Annotated in this window: 18 protein-coding genes; all 18 read left to right on the top strand. The window is 52.1% G+C overall.

Translation table 11 applies throughout. The annotated features are described in order from the left end of the window. Positions 1-25 precede the first annotated feature (25 nt). The 18 genes from ndk to ACR9FF_RS25235 all read left to right on the top strand — a co-directional run bounded on the left by ndk (position 26) and on the right by ACR9FF_RS25235 (position 19,229). Positions 26-451 (top strand): nucleoside-diphosphate kinase, encoded by a 426-nt coding sequence (gene ndk / locus ACR9FF_RS25320; protein WP_127498436.1) that lies wholly within the window; start codon positions 26-28, stop codon positions 449-451. Between the two features lie 120 nt (positions 452-571). After that, the gene (locus ACR9FF_RS25315) at positions 572-1,102 is read left to right on the top strand and encodes a TQO small subunit DoxD (protein WP_317979953.1); all 531 of its coding nucleotides are present in this window, start codon (positions 572-574) and stop codon (positions 1,100-1,102) included. A gap of 21 nt (positions 1,103-1,123) precedes the next feature. Then, the gene (locus tag ACR9FF_RS25310; protein WP_127498440.1) at positions 1,124-1,312 is read left to right on the top strand and encodes a hypothetical protein; all 189 of its coding nucleotides are present in this window, start codon (positions 1,124-1,126) and stop codon (positions 1,310-1,312) included. Between the two features lie 166 nt (positions 1,313-1,478). Next, positions 1,479-2,618, top strand: coding sequence for a glycoside hydrolase family 88 protein (locus ACR9FF_RS25305; RefSeq protein ID WP_435166069.1), 1,140 nt, complete (start codon positions 1,479-1,481; stop codon positions 2,616-2,618). A 56-nt stretch (positions 2,619-2,674) separates the two neighbouring features. Beyond that, positions 2,675-4,441 carry a cache domain-containing sensor histidine kinase gene (locus tag ACR9FF_RS25300; RefSeq protein ID WP_435166066.1) on the top strand — a complete coding sequence of 589 codons (1,767 nt, stop codon included), beginning with the start codon at positions 2,675-2,677 and terminating at the stop codon, positions 4,439-4,441. Further along, the gene (locus ACR9FF_RS25295) at positions 4,434-6,032 is read left to right on the top strand and encodes a response regulator transcription factor (RefSeq protein WP_435166063.1); all 1,599 of its coding nucleotides are present in this window, start codon (positions 4,434-4,436) and stop codon (positions 6,030-6,032) included. The genes ACR9FF_RS25300 and ACR9FF_RS25295 overlap by 8 nt, the downstream gene beginning before the upstream one ends. Positions 6,033-6,529: 497 nt before the next feature. Further along, a complete protein-coding gene (locus ACR9FF_RS25290; RefSeq protein ID WP_317979957.1) occupies positions 6,530-7,462 on the top strand; it encodes a carbohydrate ABC transporter permease in 933 nt (310 codons plus the stop codon). Positions 7,463-7,537: 75 nt separating this feature from the next. Then, positions 7,538-8,308 carry a carbohydrate ABC transporter permease gene (locus tag ACR9FF_RS25285; RefSeq protein ID WP_236013522.1) on the top strand — a complete coding sequence of 257 codons (771 nt, stop codon included), beginning with the start codon at positions 7,538-7,540 and terminating at the stop codon, positions 8,306-8,308. Positions 8,309-8,415: 107 nt separating this feature from the next. Beyond that, positions 8,416-9,792 carry an ABC transporter substrate-binding protein gene (locus ACR9FF_RS25280; RefSeq protein ID WP_248757962.1) on the top strand — a complete coding sequence of 459 codons (1,377 nt, stop codon included), beginning with the start codon at positions 8,416-8,418 and terminating at the stop codon, positions 9,790-9,792. Positions 9,793-9,981: 189 nt separating this feature from the next. Then, positions 9,982-11,799, top strand: coding sequence for a glycoside hydrolase family 35 protein (locus ACR9FF_RS25275; RefSeq protein ID WP_435166059.1), 1,818 nt, complete (start codon positions 9,982-9,984; stop codon positions 11,797-11,799). A gap of 72 nt (positions 11,800-11,871) precedes the next feature. Continuing rightward, positions 11,872-13,116 carry an alpha-L-fucosidase gene (locus ACR9FF_RS25270; RefSeq protein WP_435166056.1) on the top strand — a complete coding sequence of 415 codons (1,245 nt, stop codon included), beginning with the start codon at positions 11,872-11,874 and terminating at the stop codon, positions 13,114-13,116. A gap of 238 nt (positions 13,117-13,354) precedes the next feature. Continuing rightward, the gene (locus ACR9FF_RS25265; protein ID WP_015846783.1) at positions 13,355-14,239 is read left to right on the top strand and encodes a LysR family transcriptional regulator; all 885 of its coding nucleotides are present in this window, start codon (positions 13,355-13,357) and stop codon (positions 14,237-14,239) included. Positions 14,240-14,377: 138 nt separating this feature from the next. Further along, positions 14,378-14,911, top strand: coding sequence for a GNAT family N-acetyltransferase (locus ACR9FF_RS25260; RefSeq protein WP_435166052.1), 534 nt, complete (start codon positions 14,378-14,380; stop codon positions 14,909-14,911). Between the two features lie 23 nt (positions 14,912-14,934). Next, positions 14,935-15,804 (top strand): transporter substrate-binding domain-containing protein, encoded by an 870-nt coding sequence (locus ACR9FF_RS25255; RefSeq protein ID WP_127498464.1) that lies wholly within the window; start codon positions 14,935-14,937, stop codon positions 15,802-15,804. A gap of 40 nt (positions 15,805-15,844) precedes the next feature. Further along, entirely contained in the window at positions 15,845-16,633 is a 789-nt protein-coding gene (locus tag ACR9FF_RS25250) for an amino acid ABC transporter permease (protein ID WP_435166049.1), read from the top strand. Further along, positions 16,623-17,333: an amino acid ABC transporter permease gene (locus ACR9FF_RS25245; RefSeq protein ID WP_127498466.1), complete on the top strand. Its 711-nt coding sequence runs from the start codon at positions 16,623-16,625 to the stop codon at positions 17,331-17,333. Before ACR9FF_RS25250 ends, ACR9FF_RS25245 begins: the two co-directional genes overlap by 11 nt. After that, positions 17,330-18,082, top strand: a complete 753-nt coding sequence (locus ACR9FF_RS25240) for an amino acid ABC transporter ATP-binding protein (protein ID WP_127498468.1) — start codon at positions 17,330-17,332, stop codon at positions 18,080-18,082. Before ACR9FF_RS25245 ends, ACR9FF_RS25240 begins: the two co-directional genes overlap by 4 nt. Positions 18,083-18,218: 136 nt before the next feature. Next, positions 18,219-19,229 carry an LLM class flavin-dependent oxidoreductase gene (locus ACR9FF_RS25235; protein ID WP_435166044.1) on the top strand — a complete coding sequence of 337 codons (1,011 nt, stop codon included), beginning with the start codon at positions 18,219-18,221 and terminating at the stop codon, positions 19,227-19,229. The last annotated feature ends 7 nt before the right edge of the window (positions 19,230-19,236 follow it).

The raw sequence follows: 19,236 nt of genomic DNA, 5'->3' as shown, positions 1-19,236 counted from the left end.
TGGAATCAAGAAGGAGATGGTAAACATGAACGAAAGAGCCTTTGTCATGATAAAGCCGGACGGCGTAAGGCGGGGGTTGATCGGTGAGATCGTAAGCCGCTTCGAGAAAAAAGGGCTGAAGCCGGTATACGCGGAGCTGAAGGAGCTGTCCGAGGAAACGGCTCGCACGCATTACCAGCATTTGAAGGAGCAGCTGTTTTTCGAGGATTTGATTCAATATATAACATCCGGTCCCGTATTCGCGATGATCGTGGAGGGAAGGTCCGCGGTAGCAAACGCAAGAGCCTTGATCGGACCAACGAATCCCGTGAAGGCGCCTCCCGGTACAATCCGGGGCGATTACGGCTCCGATATCGACGAAAATGTCATTCACTGTTCCGATTCCTTCGATCACGCGGGTATGGAAATTCAGCTGTTCTTCGGAAAAACCGGAATGCTGCAAAAGCTGTAGCTTATATGAGGCAAAACACTGGAGTCAACCGTTATACATGGGGCGGGAGCATTCGGTGCATACGCCTCCTTATAACTTTGTGATTTTATTCACAATATATTCATTAAGGGAGAGATTATTATGTTGAAGTTTATGCGCGAGAACGTTTATGCCGCGGGGCTTGTTCTTCTGCTCCGTTTGTACGTAGGCTGGCAATGGCTGGACGCCGGTTTTCACAAGCTGAAAGACGGCTTCGATGCGGGAGGGTTCCTGAAAGGGGCGATTGCCAATCCCGTTGTTGACCATGAGACACATGCCAATGTCTATCCGAACTTTGTCCGGTTTATCGAGCATGTGGCGCTGCCTAACGTGAAGGCCATCAATATTCTTATTCCGCTTGGCGAGACGCTTGTTGGCCTTGGACTTATTCTAGGCGCTCTAACGGCAACGGCTGCATTTTTCGGAATGCTGATGAATTTCATGTTCCTGTTCGCGGGGACCGTAAGCACGAATCCTTGGCTGATTCTTCTAGGAGGCATTGTGATGATTGCAGGGCTTAACGGCGGTAAGTTCGGAGCCGACTATTACCTGCTGCCGCTGCTGCGCAAATGGACCAATAAGCTGCGCAGAGGCGGACACGGCACCTTTCCTCCGGCGGACAAAGCGGCGTAAAGATCATTAAGGAGTGATAACATGGATGGCAACAATCGGGAAAGCGAAATTACGAAAAACATGATTAAATACTGCTATACCTGCGAGGATGCCCATAAATGCGATACGGAGGAGAAGTGCATCGCCTGCTGGGAAGCGAAAGGCATTATGGTAAAGAAACAGCGGAACGAGCAGACGACGGAAGAGCTGTTGAGGGAATATGCGCAGTAATAGGCAAGCGGCTGTGGGGGATATACCCGCATGGCCGCTTCTTTGCGTTGTGCCGTTAGCTGCCAAAAGGTCAAAATTTTACACACTCGAAGCAAAAGTTGTCGCTCCTAAGGCTCTCGCATTCGATTACGATAGTGGAAAATCGCAGGGCAAGGGGCGAACAGACATGTGGAAGACGGCAATTGAAGGGGCAATCGCCACGATTGCGAGCAATATCGATAGATTCGGAGATTCTTACCCTCATGTAGGGGAAGGCAGCCGTTATACGCGAATAGAGAATAACGATTGGACCAATGGATTTTGGAGCGGGCTGTTATGGCTTGGGTACGAATATTCGGGTGACGAGAGATTAAGAGAGGCGGCAAGAAAAACAACGGCAAGCTTCCGCCAGAGACTGAAGGACAATGTGGTGCTGGACCATCATGATATCGGCTTTCTGTATTCTTTATCCGCGAAGGCGGAATGGATCGTTGAAGGCAGCCAAACGGCGAAGGAGCTGGCTCTTGCGGCGGCTGACGTCATGATGAAGCGCTGGCGCAAGGCGGGAGGTTATTTTCAAGCTTGGGGGCCGGAAGGGGATCCGGTGGAAGGCGGAAGAATTATAATCGACTGCCTGCTTAACTTGCCTCTTCTGTATTGGGCCTCCGAGCAGACGGGCAATCCGGTCTATAAGGAAGCAGCCAAAGCCCAGGCGGAGAAAAGCAGGCGGTATCTGGTAAGAGGCGACGACAGCTCTTATCATACGTTTTTCTTCGACCAGCAGACGGGTGAACCGGTAGGCGGCGCGACCCATCAAGGCTTCGGCAACGGTTCGACCTGGACGCGCGGACAGGCGTGGGGCATCTATGGTTTTGCATTGTCCTATCGTTATACGCGCGATCCGTTGTTCCTGGAAACCTCGAAGCGGATGGCAGTCTATTTTCTTGAGCATCTGCCGGAGGACGGCGTGGCGTACTGGGACTTCCACTTGCCGGAGGAGCAGCCGAAAAACCGGGACAGCTCGGCCTCTGCGATTGCGGCAGCAGGACTGGTAGAGTTATTGTCGCATCTGGATCAGAAGGATACCGCTTTTAAAGATTTGCGTGACGGGCTGCAGTATACAATGGAGGCGCTGGTTTCTAAATATTCGACTAATGGCGACGGGACTGAGGAAGGTCTGCTGAAGCATGGCTCTTATCATGTGCGGGGCGGGCTGGCGCCGAATGATTATATGATCTGGGGCGATTATTTCTATCTGGAGGCTTTGCTTCGGCTTGAGAGAGGCATCGACGGTTATTGGTATGAAAGGAACCGGGAACGGGACTAACCAATCCTTGGGGATGTTCCCGGTATACCGATACTGCTACAATGAGGATATATCGTATGGGGAAAGAGGCGCGCGCAGCCATGACGAGATTAACCTACTACCGAAGAATTCAGTTGTCCTTTCTCTTGTTTATCATTTTTCCGATCCTCGCCGTTTCGGTTATTTCATATACGCTGTTAAAGCAGAACATGATAGAGAAGTTTCAGATCAGCAACAACAGCATGCTGAACGTTATAGTCGGGGAGATCGACCGGACGATAGACGACGTGACCTTTGCCTCGCATTATATCGTAAACGATTCCGAGCTGCGGGCATCCCTGAATCTGTTCGCGGATACAAGCAGGCTGAATACGTATACCGACTACACCCGTTTTATCCGGATAAAAGACAGCTTCTCCCTGATTACATCCAAGCCGCTGAACAACAGCATTCATATGTACCTGGTCAACCGGGCGAACTTTATTCTGTCGCCGGATTCGGAGAACCTGGCGGCGATCAACAGCAAGCTGGCACCGCTCCTTAAGAACGTAAATGCCTCAAAGCCTGTTGTTCTGCAGTATCTCGGTCTTCTTCATGACAATGCGGATGACGACGGCACATATTATCTCGCGAGAGTTATAGGCGACGGGGGCGGCAAGCCTTATACGGCTGTTTTGCTTGTCGGAATCGAAGGCTCCTATTTCGAAAAGCTGCTGGAGCGGGTTGAGTTCGGGCAGATTGCGTTGTTCGACGGGACGGGCAAACGGATTGCGGGCAGTCCGGATGTCCGGCTGCAGTCAGACGATTCTTCGGATTCGGTATACCGGAACCAGCTGACGCTGGACAAAACCGACTGGAAGCTCGCTTACGAGACGTCGGAGGATTCGCTTTTTGGCCAGATCTCGCGTGCCTTTTACATCGGAATCGGATTGGTGCTGGTGTTTACGCTGGTATTCTCGGTCATCTCGCTATTGTTCGCGAGGAAGCTGCATAATCCGATTCAGAAGCTGCAGCGGGTTGCCCGCCAGTTCGCTTTGGGGAACCGCGATATGCGGCTTGAAGTAAAGGGCAGGGACGATATTGCGGAGCTTGGGCATTCTTTTAACCAGATGCTTGACGAGATCGAAGTGCTCATTACGAACATCGAACAGGAACAGGAGCAAAAAAGGGTCATGGAGCTGGAGGCCCTGTTTATGCAGATTCGGCCGCATTTTCTGATCAATACGCTTAATTCGATTAAATGCAGTCTCATTCTCAGCAAGGACCAGGTGCATAGCGGCATTGTCGATTCCTTAATGAATCTGCTGCGCGCCTATCTGAAGGTAAATACACCCTCCTCGCTTGAGGAAGAATGCAGGCTGCTTGGTTATTACGTCGATATTATGAAGGTCCGTAGCGAAATGCCGCTATCCATTGAAGTGCGCATCGAGCCGGAGCTGAAGAGCTTTGTTGTGCCGAAGCTGGTGCTCCAGCCTATAGTCGAGAATGCGATCGTACACGGATTGGACGAGAAAGACGAGCTTCATATCGTTGTTCATGCTTACCGGGAGCAAGGCCGTATTTATATAGCCATCGAAGACGATGGCGGCGGCATGGAGGAAGAGCAGCTTGTCTGGCTGAACAGGCAATTAAACGCTTCTTCGGACCTGGAGCTGGACCCGGATGCGGAGGATTATGTGCCGTATGAGCGGGTAGGACTGCGGAACGTCATCCAGCGACTGAAGCTGACGTACGGCTCGGCGGAGATGAAGCTGATCGCCAATGCCGCAGGCGGCATTACCGTTATTTTGTCTATTCCTATTCCAAGTCCAATTCCGGCCGGGAAGGAGGTATCCCATGTATAAAGTCATGCTGATTGATGATGATGTCCCGATGCTGAAAGTGCTGCAGCAGATGATTGAGTGGGAGCAGCTTGATACGCATGTAGCCGCAAGCACGTTCTCCAGCGTGAAGGCGCTGCATCTGTTCAAGGAGACGATGCCGGATATCGTCATTACGGATATCGGACTTCCCAAGAAGAACGGAATCGAGCTGGCCGCGGAATTTACGGCAATAAAGCCGGGCGTCCGGATTATTTTTCTAACCTGCCACGAGGAATTTCATTATGCCCAGCAGGCGGTGAAGCTGGATGCCGACGATTATTTGATCAAGGATCAGTTGACGGCCGACCAGCTGGAGGAGAGTCTTGGCAAATCGATTGCCCGTCTGAAGGGACGGAAGGCGGAAGGGGGAACCGATTCCGATGCGTATAGCATCGAGCTGCAGAAACGCGCGTTATTCCAGGTAATTATGGACGGAGCGGATCTGGAGAAAACGCGTGCTTATGCGTCGCGCGCGGGCATCGAGTGGCCTTATGCGTGCTTTATGATGGGGATGATTCATCTTCGTTATTCGGATTACGAGCTGCTCTACAACCGGAGCAATATTCCACTTATCCGTTACGCCATCTACAACATTGCGCTGGAGATTGCCCAGTCTTATAAAGGGATCACGCCGTTTATCGATCCGGAGCATTTCATGGTGCTGTACAATTACCGTCAGAACCTGGCGGGGAATGATCAGGCTTATCTGCAATCTTATCTGAACGAGCTGCATCGTCAGGTGACGGCATACCTTAGGATTACGCTGCAGACCGTTCTTGTTACCGACAAGCTGGTTCTGCAGGCCGCCGGTTCCGTCTACCAGCAGATCAGAAGCGGCAAGCCGGAGTTTTACCGGATGGGTCAGATGGCCGCGGCTGCGTCCTCGCAGCTGCTTGGCCAGCTCTTTTACCCGCTTCCGCAGGACTTTAATGCGGCATTCCGCGGCGAGCTTGAACGCACCATCCTGGAGAAGAACACGGAGGAGATGCGCGAGGTTTTTCTCCGTTTCGGACAAGAGGCGGAAAGCCGCAGAATCGAGCCGGAGGAGTGGACCGAGGCGCTTGTACAGCTGCTTCGCGAAGCGGAAATCCTGTTCCCGCGGAGAAAGGCGGAGGAGGATGTCTACGCTTATATCGGCGCGGCAAGAACGATGGAGGATGCGCTTGAGCTGGCGGTCGGGCGGCTGGAGCGTCTAGCCCAGGAGCAGCTTGGGCATCCCGGAGGCACAGCCAAATCGCGGGAGCCGCGGCTTCAGGTCATCCAAGCTTTTATTGACGAGCATCTGTCGGACAATATTACGTCCATCGATATTGCGCAATACCTGTATCTGAACCCAAGCTACTTCTCCCGTTATTTCAAACGGCTGACGGGGCTTAGCTTCACGGATTATGTGCACCAGTACAAGATGAAGATAGCCGCCAATATGCTGAAGAGCTCCGGCCAGACGCTCGAGACGCTAGCCGTTGGGCTTGGTTATTCCGACCGCGCTTATTTCTCGAAGGTGTTCAAGAAGTACATCGGCTTCACCCCAAGCCAGTTCAAGCAAAAGCATCAGCTCGTTCGCAAAACATAGTGTCGCTAACAATAGCATCTACTGATCGTTAAGCCAGATTTCTCTCTAAAATGCCGCTCCTAGCAGCGGCATTTTGCATACCCGGGTTATGCCCGGTTTTTACGCTGCACGAAATACAGCATAATGCCGCTTATTGCCCTAGTAACATGGTTTATGTTGTATTTTTTGCAGTATATTTCTCTCAAAACGGCTCTAAGGACCCCAATTCAGACCCATATGCTGCATTTCGTACAACGTAGGCAGCCGAAGTGCATGATTTGGGCGTATTATGGTGTATTTCGTGCAATGTAGGTTGTGCGGTAGGGGCTGTCCCCCGGAACAAGGAACATGTAACAAGGAACAAGGCCGTGCCCCGGGCGCGGCTTTTTTGCGTAACCGACACTTTCCCGGCCCCCCGAAAAAAGGTCAAAATCTTCCCTGTATCGGGTCAGAATACTTCGCTTACAAGCCGGCCGAATCCCTTATTATGATCTCAACATAAGAGTTGAGGTGATTGTATGGAAGTCGTCAAACAAACGGCAGGCGCCAGCCATGCGGCAGAAGCCAGGAAGAAGTTTTGGACGCCGTCGCGCAGAGAGGCGCTGGTCGGCTGGTTGTTTCTAATCCCCGAGATTGTCGGGATGCTGCTGTTAAACGTATTTGCCTTAGGGTTCTCCTTATATTTAAGCTTCTCCAAATGGGACATGCTGTCCGGACTTCCCGGCATCGAGTGGATCGGGCTTGGCAACTACAAAGAGCTGTTCCATGATCCGGCCATTCTGGAGGCGCTGAAAAACAATCTGCTGTACACCGTGATGACGGTGCCGATTCCGATCGCGATTGCGCTGGTGCTGGCCGTTGTGATCAACAACAGCGTTTTTCTGAAAAGCTACTTCAAGGTTGTTTTCTTTATCCCGTATATCTCTTCGATTATCGCGATTGCCGCGGTATGGAGCGCTTTGCTGCATCCGTCCCTCGGCCCGGTTAACCAGCTGCTGATGCAGCTAGGCATTGACGCTCCGCCGAAGTGGCTGGTTGATCCGAAGACCTCGCTGCTCTCCATTGCGATCATCGGCACATGGGCGAGCCTCGGCTACACGATTATTATTTATACCGCGGGTCTGACCAACATCTCGAACGAAATTTACGAGGCTTCCGAGATTGACGGGGCGTCTCCGCTGAAGAAGTTTTTCCGGATTACGGTGCCTCTGCTGCGTCCAACGACCTTTTTCCTTGCGATTACGATGCTGATCGGGTCGTTCAAGGTGTTCGATATCATCTCGTACCTGACGGAAGGCGGCCCTAACAATTCGTCTACCGTGCTGGTCTACCGGATCTATGAGGAAGGCTTCCGCAACTATGATATGGGCTATGCCTCGGCGATCTCCTGGCTGCTCTTCGCCATTATCGGCATCATCACGGCGGCGACGTGGAAGCTTGGGAAGGATTAAGAAAGGGAGGGATTACTTGTGGCAACCAAACTGTCAAAAAGCATTATTACCGTCTTACTCGGAGCATTCTCGCTCATGTTCCTGACCCCGCTGGTCTGGATGGTCTCATCGGCCTTTAAGTTCGAGAAGGATGTCATGCGCTTTCCGATCCAGTGGATTCCGGAAAAAATCAACTTTGTCTACAACTTCAAATCCGTCTGGATGGGACGCGTTCCGTTTTACGATTTCTACTGGAACTCCCTGAAGGTTGCCATCATTACAACGCTTATTACGCTGCTGATCTCGTCGATGTCCGCCTACGCGCTGACGAAGCTGCGTTTCCGGGGCCGTCACATGATCTTTCTGGCGATGCTGTCCTTTATGATCATTCCGGATCAGGCGACGCTCATTCCGCGGTTTCTCATCATCCGCTGGCTGGGGCTGTACGATACGCATGCGGCGATTATTCTGATGAGCATGTTCTCGATCTACTTCACGTTCCTGCTGCGGCAGTTCATGTCCGATATCAGCGATGAATATTTGGAGGCGGCGCGCATCGACGGCGCGGGACATCTGCGGACGTTCTTCTCGATTATGATTCCGCTATGCCGGCCGGTTCTGGCGACCGTGGCGATCATCAAATTCATCTGGACGTGGAATGATTACCAGAACCCGCTTATTTTCCTCCTGAGCAAAAAGCTGTACACCATTCCGCTGGGCATTACGCTGTTCCGGGATGATTACACGAATAACTACGCGATTATGATGATGGCTGCCTTGTCGGCGATTATCCCACTTCTGGCTATATTCATTATTATGCAGAAGCAAGTCATTAACGGGATTGCGCTAGGCGGCGTGAAAGGGTAAGGTAGTCAAAAAAGTACTCGTTTCACCTCAAAATTATACACTTGGCAAAATGGGACGATCGTTATACTGGGTGTGTAGTCATTATAAAGTTCTAGGGGGAAGCAGAAATGAAACAAGCAAAACGCAAGTTTACGGCCGTAGCGGGCTTGCTCTTGGCCGGCACGGTTGCGCTCAGCGCATGCGGAGGCAATTCGGCGAATTCGGGAAGCGAAGGCTCATCCGGAGCAGGTAAATCGGAATCCGTAACGATCAAGTATTACAACTGGGATAACGAAGCCCAAGCGGTTGCGACCGATGCCATGCTGGATGAATTCATGACCAAGAATCCGGATATCAAGGTTGAGCATGTCGTGCTGGTACCGGGCGATTCCGTAGAGATGCTGAAAAAGCTGGACTTCCTGATCTCCTCGGGCGAAGCGGTTGACGTTGTAGCGATGCCGAGCCTTGGAGCTGTTTATGAACGCGCGACAAGAGGGGCATTGGCATCGTTAAATGATTTCTATAAGCAGGAAAATCTGGTTCCGGAAGACGAATATTATGTGAATCCGAAAATTAACGATAACTACTACGGCATGCAGCTGACTTCGAGCTTCAACTATGTGCTGCTGAACAAGGATGCGCTGGATGAAGCGGGCCTGCCGGTTCCAACCTACGGCTGGACCTGGGATGACTACCGCGACTATGCCAAGAAGCTGACCAAAGGCGAAGGCGTGGATAAGCGTTACGGGACGTACTTCCATACCTGGGAGCTGTACATGAACGCGCCGGCGCAGACGGTGATGAAAGATCCGTTCCGTTACGACGACGGTTCGACGATTTTGTCCGATCCTTCCTACAAATACTTCTTCCAGCTCCGCAAGGATATGGAGAGCGTCGACAAATCGGCCAAGCCTTATGCCGACGTGCTTGCGGCCAAGCTGAACTACCGTACGGAATTTTTCAACGAGCAGGCCGCGATGATTTTGACGGGAAGCTTTACGATTCCGGACGTAGGCAACCAGGAGCAATACCCGCATACGTTCAAGACGGCGTTCGCACCGGTACCGCTGCCTCCAAAAGGCGCCGAGCCGAAGGATTATGAAGGCGGCAAATATTTCACAAGCGGCAGCTCGGTTGTGATGGGCGAAAGCTCCAAGCATAAAGACGCGTCGTTTAAGCTGATGCGCTTTATGACAACCGCGGATTCCGACAAGCGCACCGAATTCTCCGGTTGGAAAAAAGCGGACAACAAAGCGCTGCTGGACCGCATCATTGGCGAAAACAAAGATTTGTACGACCTGGATTCCCTTCAAAGCACGCTGTTTGGCGACAACATCAAATACCTGGATGCTTCGAGCGTAATTACGGTGTCCACCGCGGCACTTACCAAGGTTATCGATGATGGCTTCAGCAAGTTTATGCTGAGTAATGAGTCGATTGACGATGTGCAGAAATGGATGGTTAATGAAGCAACAAAAATCATTAACGAGAAAGAAAAGAAATAATCGCTCATAAGCTGACGGAAGAGAGCTTCGGAGACAACCTGCCGGTTGCTCCGGGGCTTTCTTTCAAATATAAGAATGTATATTTTTTCTTACATATACAGGGCTTATATTTCATTCGCGAAACGTATGTTGCCTTCCTAAGGCGGCACAGCCGTTTACGCTTGGGCATGAGCTAATTGGAGGTATAAGGTGAGCCGGTTAACGTGGAAGGATCAGAAATATTTGCTGGATGGCGAGGAGTTCCGGATTTTATCGGGGGCGATTCATTATTTTCGGGTTGTGCCGGAATATTGGGAGGACAGGCTGCTGAAGCTGAAGGCGTGCGGCTTCAATACGGTGGAGACGTATATTCCGTGGAACCTTCATGAACCCCGTGAGGGAAGCTTTCGCTTCGACGGGCTTGCGGATGTCGCCCGGTTCATAGAGACGGCGGGCCGGCTTGGCCTGCACGTAATTGTCCGTCCCAGCCCTTATATATGCGCGGAGTGGGAGTTTGGCGGCCTGCCGGCCTGGCTGCTGAAATCGTCCATGGGCTTGCGCTGTATGGATCATGAATACCTGGCAAAAGTCGACCGTTACTATGACGAGCTTATTCCGCGCCTGCTGCCGCTGCTGGAATCGCAGGGCGGTCCGATTATTGCAATGCAGGTCGAGAATGAATACGGCAGCTACGGCAATGACACCGCGTATTTGGCTTACTTGAGGGATGGCCTGATCCGGCGCGGAGTTGACTGTCTGCTGTTCACCTCGGACGGCCCAACGGACGAGATGCTGCTTGGCGGTACGGTGGACGGGCTTCATGCCACGGTTAACTTTGGCTCTCGCGTTGAGGAGTCCTTCGGGAAGTACCGGGAGTACAGACAGGAAGAACCGCTGATGGTGATGGAGTACTGGCTGGGCTGGTTCGACCATTGGCGGAAGCCGCATCATGTCCGGGAGGCGGGGGATGTCGCTAACGTATTGGATGAGATGCTGGAGCAAGGGGCATCCGTGAATCTCTACATGTTCCACGGCGGGACGAACTTCGGCTATTACAGCGGAGCCAACTACGGTGAGCATTATGAACCAACGATAACAAGCTATGATTATGATGCGCCTCTTACGGAGTGGGGAGATGCAACCGAGAAATACAAGGCCATCCGCGGCGTGCTCGAAAAGCACGGCATACCGGAAGGAGCGCCGTTCCCGGCTCCGATTCTGAAGAAGGCTTACGGCAAGGTCGCATTAACGGAACGGGGAGATTTGCTGGATCAGCTCGAGCAGGTATCCGCCGATCAGGTGCAATCCGTCAGCATCAGGCCGATGGAGCATTTTGATCAGGCTTACGGCTTTATTTTATATTCGACTCAGATTAAAGGGCCAAGAAACCGTCAGAAGCTGCATCTTCGTGAGGTGCGCGACCGAGCCCAGGTATTTCTGGACGGCAAGCTGATCGGTATCGTCGAGCGGTGGAATCCGCAGCCGATTGAGATCGCGGTTCCGAGAGAAGGGGCTAGACTCGATGTCCTGGTCGAAAATATGGGGCGAGTTAATTACGGCCCTTATTTGCGCGATCATAAAGGAATAACGGAAGGTATCCTAATCGACAACCAATTCCAGTCGAACTGGACAGTTACCTTGCTGCCGCTGGAGTCCGAGCAGCTCGCCCGGGTGCAATTTGGAGCTGTGCGGGAGCGAGAGCTGGCCTCGCAGTCTGCTGGACGTCCGGTCTTTTACCGCGGTTATTTTGAGGTGGATGAGCCTGCCGATACGTTCCTCCGGTTTGACGGCTGGCAGAAGGGGATTGCCTGGATCAACGGCTTCCAGCTTGGACGATATTGGGAAGCGGGACCGCAGCGCGCGTTATACGTGCCGGGTCCGCTGCTGCGCAAAGGAGAAAACGAAATTATTTTATTCGAGCTGCATGGCGTAACCGGACATCCCGAAGTGGAATTAACCGATACTCCCGACCTTGGCGAGACGGCTGCGGTTGACGACCAGGTGCTAAACTTCGTACAGGAAGAATAGGCAGAATCTAATTTTCTAAATAGCTGGGCACCAGCTGTAATCTATTCGATGTTGAGAGGACAGAACAGGATCATGCAATCTTCTATCAATAGACCCCTTCCAACAGAGCATCAGCTACTGTGGCAGGACTTCGAGCTTGGATTTTTTTGTCACTTCGGGATAAATACGTTCTGCGATCAAGAATGGGGTGACGGGAGTGATTCGCCCCGTTTATTTCACCCGGCAGAGCTGGATGCCCGCCAGTGGGTACGTACAGCCAAGCGGGCCGGCTTCCGATATTTCGTGTTGACGGCAAAGCATCACGACGGCTTTTGCTTATGGCCAACGTTGACAACCGATTATTCGGTTGCTTCTAGTCCCTGGAAGGAAGGCAAAGGCGATGTCGTGAAGGAATGCGCTGAAGCATGCCGCGAGGAAGGAATCGGATTCGGACTATACTTATCGCCATGGGATCGTCATGAGCCTTGTTATTCGGATAAAGCTGCCTATGATGACTTCTATCTGCGGCAATTGGAAGAGCTTGTAACCGGTTATGGACCACTAGTAGAAATATGGTTCGACGGAGCTGGCTCCGAGGGCAGAGAGTATGACTGGAGCCGGATTATGAGCCTGGTCAAGCGGCATCAGCCCGCTGCCATGATTTTTAATATGGGAGCACCTACAATTCGGTGGGTTGGCAACGAGGACGGAGTGGCACCGTATCCATCATGGAATACGGCGGAATCGGCAAGAGTCAGCATGTTCAGTGATGCCTCCTTAAACTGGCTGCCTGAGACCCCAGGCTGGGTTCCGGCGGAATGCGACGTACCAATTCGTAAAGATCGCTGGTTCTGGCATCCCGATGAGGAAGGACTTCTGCTTTCCCTGGATAGCCTGATGGATATTTATTATCGTTCCGTCGGGCATGGCGCGACTCTTCTACTGAATGTGGCGCCGGACAATCGCGGGCTTCTGCCGGATGCTGACGTTGAGCGGGTAATTGCGTTCGGTGATGAGATCAGGCGCAGGCTGGGCAAGGCCCTTGCGCAAACCGTGGATCAAGAAGGCGAATTTATTATCCTTGGACTTGAGCCTAATACAGTTGTAGAGCATGTAGTAATCATGGAGGACATTCGATACGGAGAATGTGTGCGAGCCTATGCAATAGAGGCATGGTGCAGTGGGGAATGGCATGAGATTGTTCGAGGCAGCGCGATCGGACATAAGAAGATTGATCGTATCGCACCTGCTTCAATAGATGGTTTGCGTTTACGAATATTAGAATCCGACGATAAACCCAGAATAAGATCGTTTACAGCGTATGGAAGCAACGAATGACCGTTCTGTTTGAATTGCCTGGCTAGACGGCTGCAGTTGACGAGCAGGTGCTGAACTTCGTGCAGGAAGAGGAATAGCAATTTAAGGCGGATCGAAGACCATTCGATTCGCTTTTTTGACGTCATTTGAAGTTTTTTACAATCTCGCTATTCCCTAATTCCGATTAATCCTATATGATAAAAATAATTTAAAAGCAGAATAGAGAAAATCTATTGATAAGGTCGCGGAGGGATTATTCATGAATATTGAGAACATCGAAGCTTTTGTGTATGTCAATCATTACGGCAGCTTTAATAAAGCGGCGGAGGTGCTCTTCCTCTCCCAGCCATCCGTTACGGCCCGCATACAGACACTGGAAAGGGAGCTCGACTGCCGTCTGTTCGACCGGCTTGGCAAGCAAATTATGCTGACCGAGAAGGGCAAGCAGTTCCTGCCTTACGCCCAGCAAATTCTTCAAACGATTCAGAAGGGCCGTCTCCATCTGCAGGAGAAGGGAGCACGTCCGCAGGAGCTTCGGATCGGAAGCACCGTGTCCGTCTCGAACTATTTGATTCCGGATTTGCTGCCGCGGCTGACCCGGTTATTCCCGCGTTTAACCTTCAAATTAACAACGGCTCCTTCGGATGACCTGGTCAAAAAACTGCTCGACAAGGAGATCGATATCGCATTCGTCCGAAAGCTTGTTCATCCGTCCCTGCAGTCGTTCTCCTATTACGAAGATCCTATCCGCCTGTATGTCTATGAAGGCCATCCGTTTGCGGAAGAAGGACGGGTGTCCATTGACGAGATCCGCGACCAGCCGCTTGTTTTCTTCGAATGCGGCTCGCTCGACTGGCTGCGTCTTCACCGCGTATTCGAGCATCTGGAGCAGCCCCCGCGCATCGTTTTCCATGCGGATAATTCCGAGACCGCGAAGAAGCTTGTCCTGCAAAAGGCCGGCATCTGCTTCCTTCCGGGCTTATGCGCAAGGGAAGAAGTGAGCAAGGGCAGACTCATCCCGATTGAAATTGAAGAGACCAAAGGGATTTCCCTGCATACGAACCTGATTGCGCTGACGGGGGAGAACGAAGAGTATATCCAGGCGCTGCTGCCCAAGGATAATTTAAGCTTTTACAGCATTTAGCATAGAGACCAATAGAATCAATCGATCGATAGAGAAAGTCTATTAGCGCGTTTAGGCGGATAGATGATACATTTATACCATCTTAATTCTTAGTAAGTTTATAGGAATTATTTAATTAGACATTTAAGGGGTGGAACTATGAGTGAATCGTTTAGGCAAGCGGGAGTCGAGGACGCGGAGCGTCTGCTTGAAGTGACGTATGAAGCCTATTCGCTCATTCGGGAGCTGAAGCTGAATTGGCCAGCGGCGAATGCCGGTCTGGATCAAATACGGGACAACATTACGCAGAACGAGTGTTACGTGTTGGAAGCGGACGGCGTTATCGTCGCAACGATAACCTTATCGAGAAACGATGAAGTGAAGGCCATTACGGACCTGCCGTTTATCAAATGGTTCGCGGTCCATCCCGGCGAGCAAGGCAAAGGGTACGGCGACAAGCTGCTGACGTGGGTCGAGAATACGATTATTCGAGACAAGGAAGGGGCAGCTGCGGTAACGCTTGGCACGGCCGAGAAGCATCCATGGCTTCTGCCGATGTACCAGCGCAGAGGTTACGAAAGCATCCGCTCCTTCGACTCCGGCAACGGAGACGGAACGATGCATCTGCTCCGCAAGATTGTGAATCCGGAGCTGTACGAGAAATTAAGCGAAGAACAAACTACGGCAAATTAATGAAAAAGACGGGGGTACTTAAAATGAAGAAAAAAGCACTAGTTGTTACAGCTGCATTGTCATTGATTCTGGTGGCGGCAGGCTGCGGCTCGAACAATAAATCGGATAACACGCAAGCGCAAAACGGCAATAAAGCGGCTGCCAACGTATCGGCATCCGGCAACGCAAGCGGTGAAGTGAAGAAGGTTGTCATCGGTACGGGCACCGGATTCCCGCAGGTATGCTTTATCGACGAGAACGGGAAGCTGACGGGCTTTGACGTTGAGCTCATCAAAGAGATCGACAAGCGTCTTCCGCAATACGAATTCGATATTCAAACGATGGAATTCTCGAACCTGCTTCTGAGCCTGGAGACGAACAAGATTGATCTTGTTGCCCATGAGATGGAGAAAAATCCGGAGCGCGAAGCGAAATACCTATTCAACAAAGAGCCTTACGCTCACTGGAGAAATAAAATCGTTGTTCCGCAGGACAACAACACGATTCATTCCCTTGATGATCTGGCAGGCAAAAAGGTACTCGTTGGCGCGACTAGCGCGCAGGCGCAAATTTTGGAGAACTACAACAAGGATCATGACAAGAAGATCAACATCGTATACCAAAACGGCGCAGCTAACGATACGGTCAGCCAAATTACGACCGGCCGGGTAGACGCTACGTTGGCAGCCGACTTCACATTGTCCTTGATCGATCCGCAAGCGAAGCTGAAGACAACGGGCGATAACCTGTCCGAAGCCGACATCCTGTTCGTGCTCCGCAAGAACGATCCGGCAGAGCAAGAGCTGTCCGATGCGATTGACGTTGCTCTGAAGGAGCTTAAAGCAGACGGAACGCTGGGCAAGTTGAGCACGGAATGGCTGGGCGGCGACTTTACGGCAGAAAGCTCGAAATAGCAAGCGAAAGCGAATGAGTAATGAGAGGTGAGTCCGCAAGATGGAGTATGGCTTCGATATTAATTATGTGTTCGATTTTATTCCCAAACTGCTGAGTACGCTGAATATTACCCTGCTAATCGTGGCAGGCGCTATCGGACTGGGGCTGCTTGTCGGTTTTCTTGTCGCCTTGCCCCGCCTATACAACGTACCGGTGCTTCGGAATGTATCGATGGTGTATGTATCCTTCTTCCGGGGCACGCCGGTTCTCATTCAGCTGTTCCTGTTCTATTACGGCCTTCCGGAAATTTTGAAGCTGGTGTCGATCGACATCTCAAAGCTTCCCGTCCTTTATTTCGTTATTCTCACCTTTGGTCTTAACGTTGGTGCCTATGTATCGGAGACGATCCGTGCGGCCGTGCTTGCGGTTAACCGGGGTCAGGTGGAAGCGGCTTATGCCGTAGGCATGACCGGGTATCAGGCTTTTACCCGGATCGTGCTGCCGCAGGCGGTAGGGATTGCCGTTCCGGTATTCACCAATCTTGTCATTGCGATGCTGAAGGATACATCGCTTGCTTTTACGCTCGGCGTTATGGAGATGACGGGCAAAGCCCAGACGCTTGGCTCGCTGTCCCAGCATTTTATCGAAACTTATATTGCGCTAGCCCTTATTTATCTCGTTATGAGTATCGTATTGGAACGTCTTATGCTGCTCGCAGAGCGCCGCTTGTCCCGCCATCTGCGCAGGGATAGCAATGAGAAGAACCGGTTCTTCAGCAGAAAACGCAAGCGCCTGTCCTTGGGCGGCTTAACCCACGAATTAAAGGAGGTGCCGCGTTATGAAGCTTGATCCGTCGTTTATATGGACCGCATTCCTGCAGCTATGGTCGGCTGTTCCAACAACGCTGCTTATTACTCTCGTATCCGTGTCCGTCGGATTTGTGATCGGCGTAATAACGGCGCTTGCCCGGATTTACCGGATTCCGGTACTGTCCCAGCTGTCGAGCGGTTATGTGACCTTTATCCGCGGGACGCCGATGCTGACGCATCTGCTCCTCATCTATTTCGGATTGCCGATGCTTGTAGACGGATTGTCGGCGCAATTCGATCTAGGATGGAATTCGGCCAAAATCCCGATGATTGGCTTTGCTTACATCTCGTTCTCGATTACGGCAGGCGCTTATTTGTCGGAGGTAGTCCGCTCCGGATTATTGGCGGTGGACCGCGGGCAGATGGAAGCGGCCTGGTCGATCGGGATGACAACGCCGCAGGCGCTCCGCCGCATCGTATTTCCTCAAGCGCTGGCAGCAAGCCTGCCGAACCTGTCCAACTCGGTTATCGGGATGCTTCACGGCTCGACGCTTGCTTTTACCGTATCGGTTGTCGACTTGAACGCCAAAGCGCAGATCGTGGCTTCGACGAACTGGAAGTTCTTCGAATCTTACGTAGCCGCTGCTTTAATATTCTGGGGTTTAACGATCCTTATTGAACGTTTTACCGGTCTTATCGAAAGAAGAATCCGCGTGTACAGCAAGGGAGGGGTAGCATGATTAAGCTTAGCGGTATCCACAAATCGTTTGGACGCCACGAGGTCCTGAAAGGGATTGATCTCACCGTTAATAAAGGCGAGGTTGTTGCCATTCTGGGGCCAAGCGGCTCCGGCAAAACCACGCTGCTGCGCTGCATCAATTATTTGGAAAAGCCAAACGACGGAGAGATCCGGATCGGCGATTTCGCCCTTAACGCGAAGCATGCGGGGAAAAAGGACATTTATTCGCTGCGCCAGCGCTCGGCGATGGTGTTCCAGCAATACAATCTGTTCAGCCATAAGACGGCGCTCGAGAATGTCATCGAGGGACTGATCGTGGTAAAGAAGATCGGCAAGGAAGAAGCACGCAAACGCGGCATCGAGCTGCTCGAGAAGGTAGGTCTCGGCGCCAAGCTGGATGCTTATCCAAGTCAATTGTCCGGCGGTCAGCAGCAGCGCGTCGGCATCGCAAGAGCGCTTGCGCTTGAGCCCGAAGTGATCTTGTTTGACGAGCCGACGTCGGCGCTCGACCCAGAGCTTGTGGGCGAAGTGCTGGCCGTTATCCGCCGGATTGCCAAGGAAGGCATTACGATGATTATCGTGACGCACGAGATGGGCTTTGCCCAGGATGTAGCGAATCATGTGGTGTTTATGGACGGCGGCGTTGTCGTTGAGGAAGGCCCTCCGGCCGAGCTGTTCGGGAATCCGCAGGAAGAGCGGACTAAACAGTTCCTAAAGCGGTTTTCAACGGAGCCGAGCTATTCGATTTAGTACAAAGAATCATCACGAACAGCCCTTCCCAGCTGTTTGTGTGATCATTCTTAAGTTTAGGCTTTCGATGCAAGAATCATCACGAACAGCCCTTCCCAGGCTGTTTGTGTGATCATTCTTTTTAGGAGGTTATGGCATGTCCATTACAATAAGCATTTTGGATCAAAGCCCGGTCTACCCGGGCGAAACTTCAGCCGAAGCATTCGCTCATACGGTTGCGTTGGCGCAAAAAGCCGAGGAGCTTGGCTTCCGCCGCTTCTGGGTGTCGGAGCATCATGATTCCGAGCATGTAGCGGGCTCTTCGCCGGAGGTTCTAATCTCCTATCTGCTCGCCCGCACCAATAAGATTCGGGTTGGCTCCGGCGGCATCATGCTGCAGCACTATAGCCCTTATAAGGTGGCGGAGAACTTCCATGTTCTTGCTTCCCTCGAGCCAGGCCGCGTTGATCTTGGCGTAGGCCGAGCTCCCGGCGGACTTCCGCGCAGCACGCAGGCGCTGCAGCGCAACATCGTAAACCCGTTGTCGCTGACGGACAAAATCGTTGAGCTTCGCGGATACGTAGAGGGACGGACGGAGGAAGAAGGTCCGCTGGCTGGTATTAAGGCGACGCCTATTCCGGCTGTTGCACCGGAGCTGCATGTGCTAGGTGCTTCCGCGGACAGCGCGGAGCTGGCTGCAAGTCTTGGCCTGCCTTACGTATTCTCCCTCTTCATCGGAGGAGACGAGCAAGCTGCCGTTGATTCGGTTCTTAAATATAAGCAAGCCTTTAATTATGAGCTGGGTGCAGCGCCGCAGGCGATTCTGGCATTGGCTGCAATCGTGGCGAATACGGACGAGGAAGCCGTCAGCCTGATCCCGCCGCAAAAGCTGGTGAAGGTGCATTTGGCCAGCGGCCGCAAGGTTACGCTTGGCACGGTGGAGCAAGCCGAGGCTTACGGTCAGCAATCCGGCGAGGAATACACGATTGAAGAGAAAGAGCCGCTTATTGCGGCAGGCTCCAAGGAAACGGTACGCGGCAAGCTGCTTGCCCTGCAGGAAGCGACCGGCGTAGACGAGTTTATTATCACAACGAATATTTCACCGTTTGAGAAACGGATCCGCTCGTATGAACTGCTTAGCGAGGCATTTGCCGAAGTAACGGCTTAAGCTGGGA

Source organism: Paenibacillus glycanilyticus, assembly GCF_051200795.1.
In the GTDB taxonomy this organism is placed as follows: Bacteria; Bacillota; Bacilli; order Paenibacillales; family Paenibacillaceae; genus Pristimantibacillus; species Pristimantibacillus glycanilyticus.
This window is presented reverse-complemented; position numbering and strand designations above follow the sequence as displayed.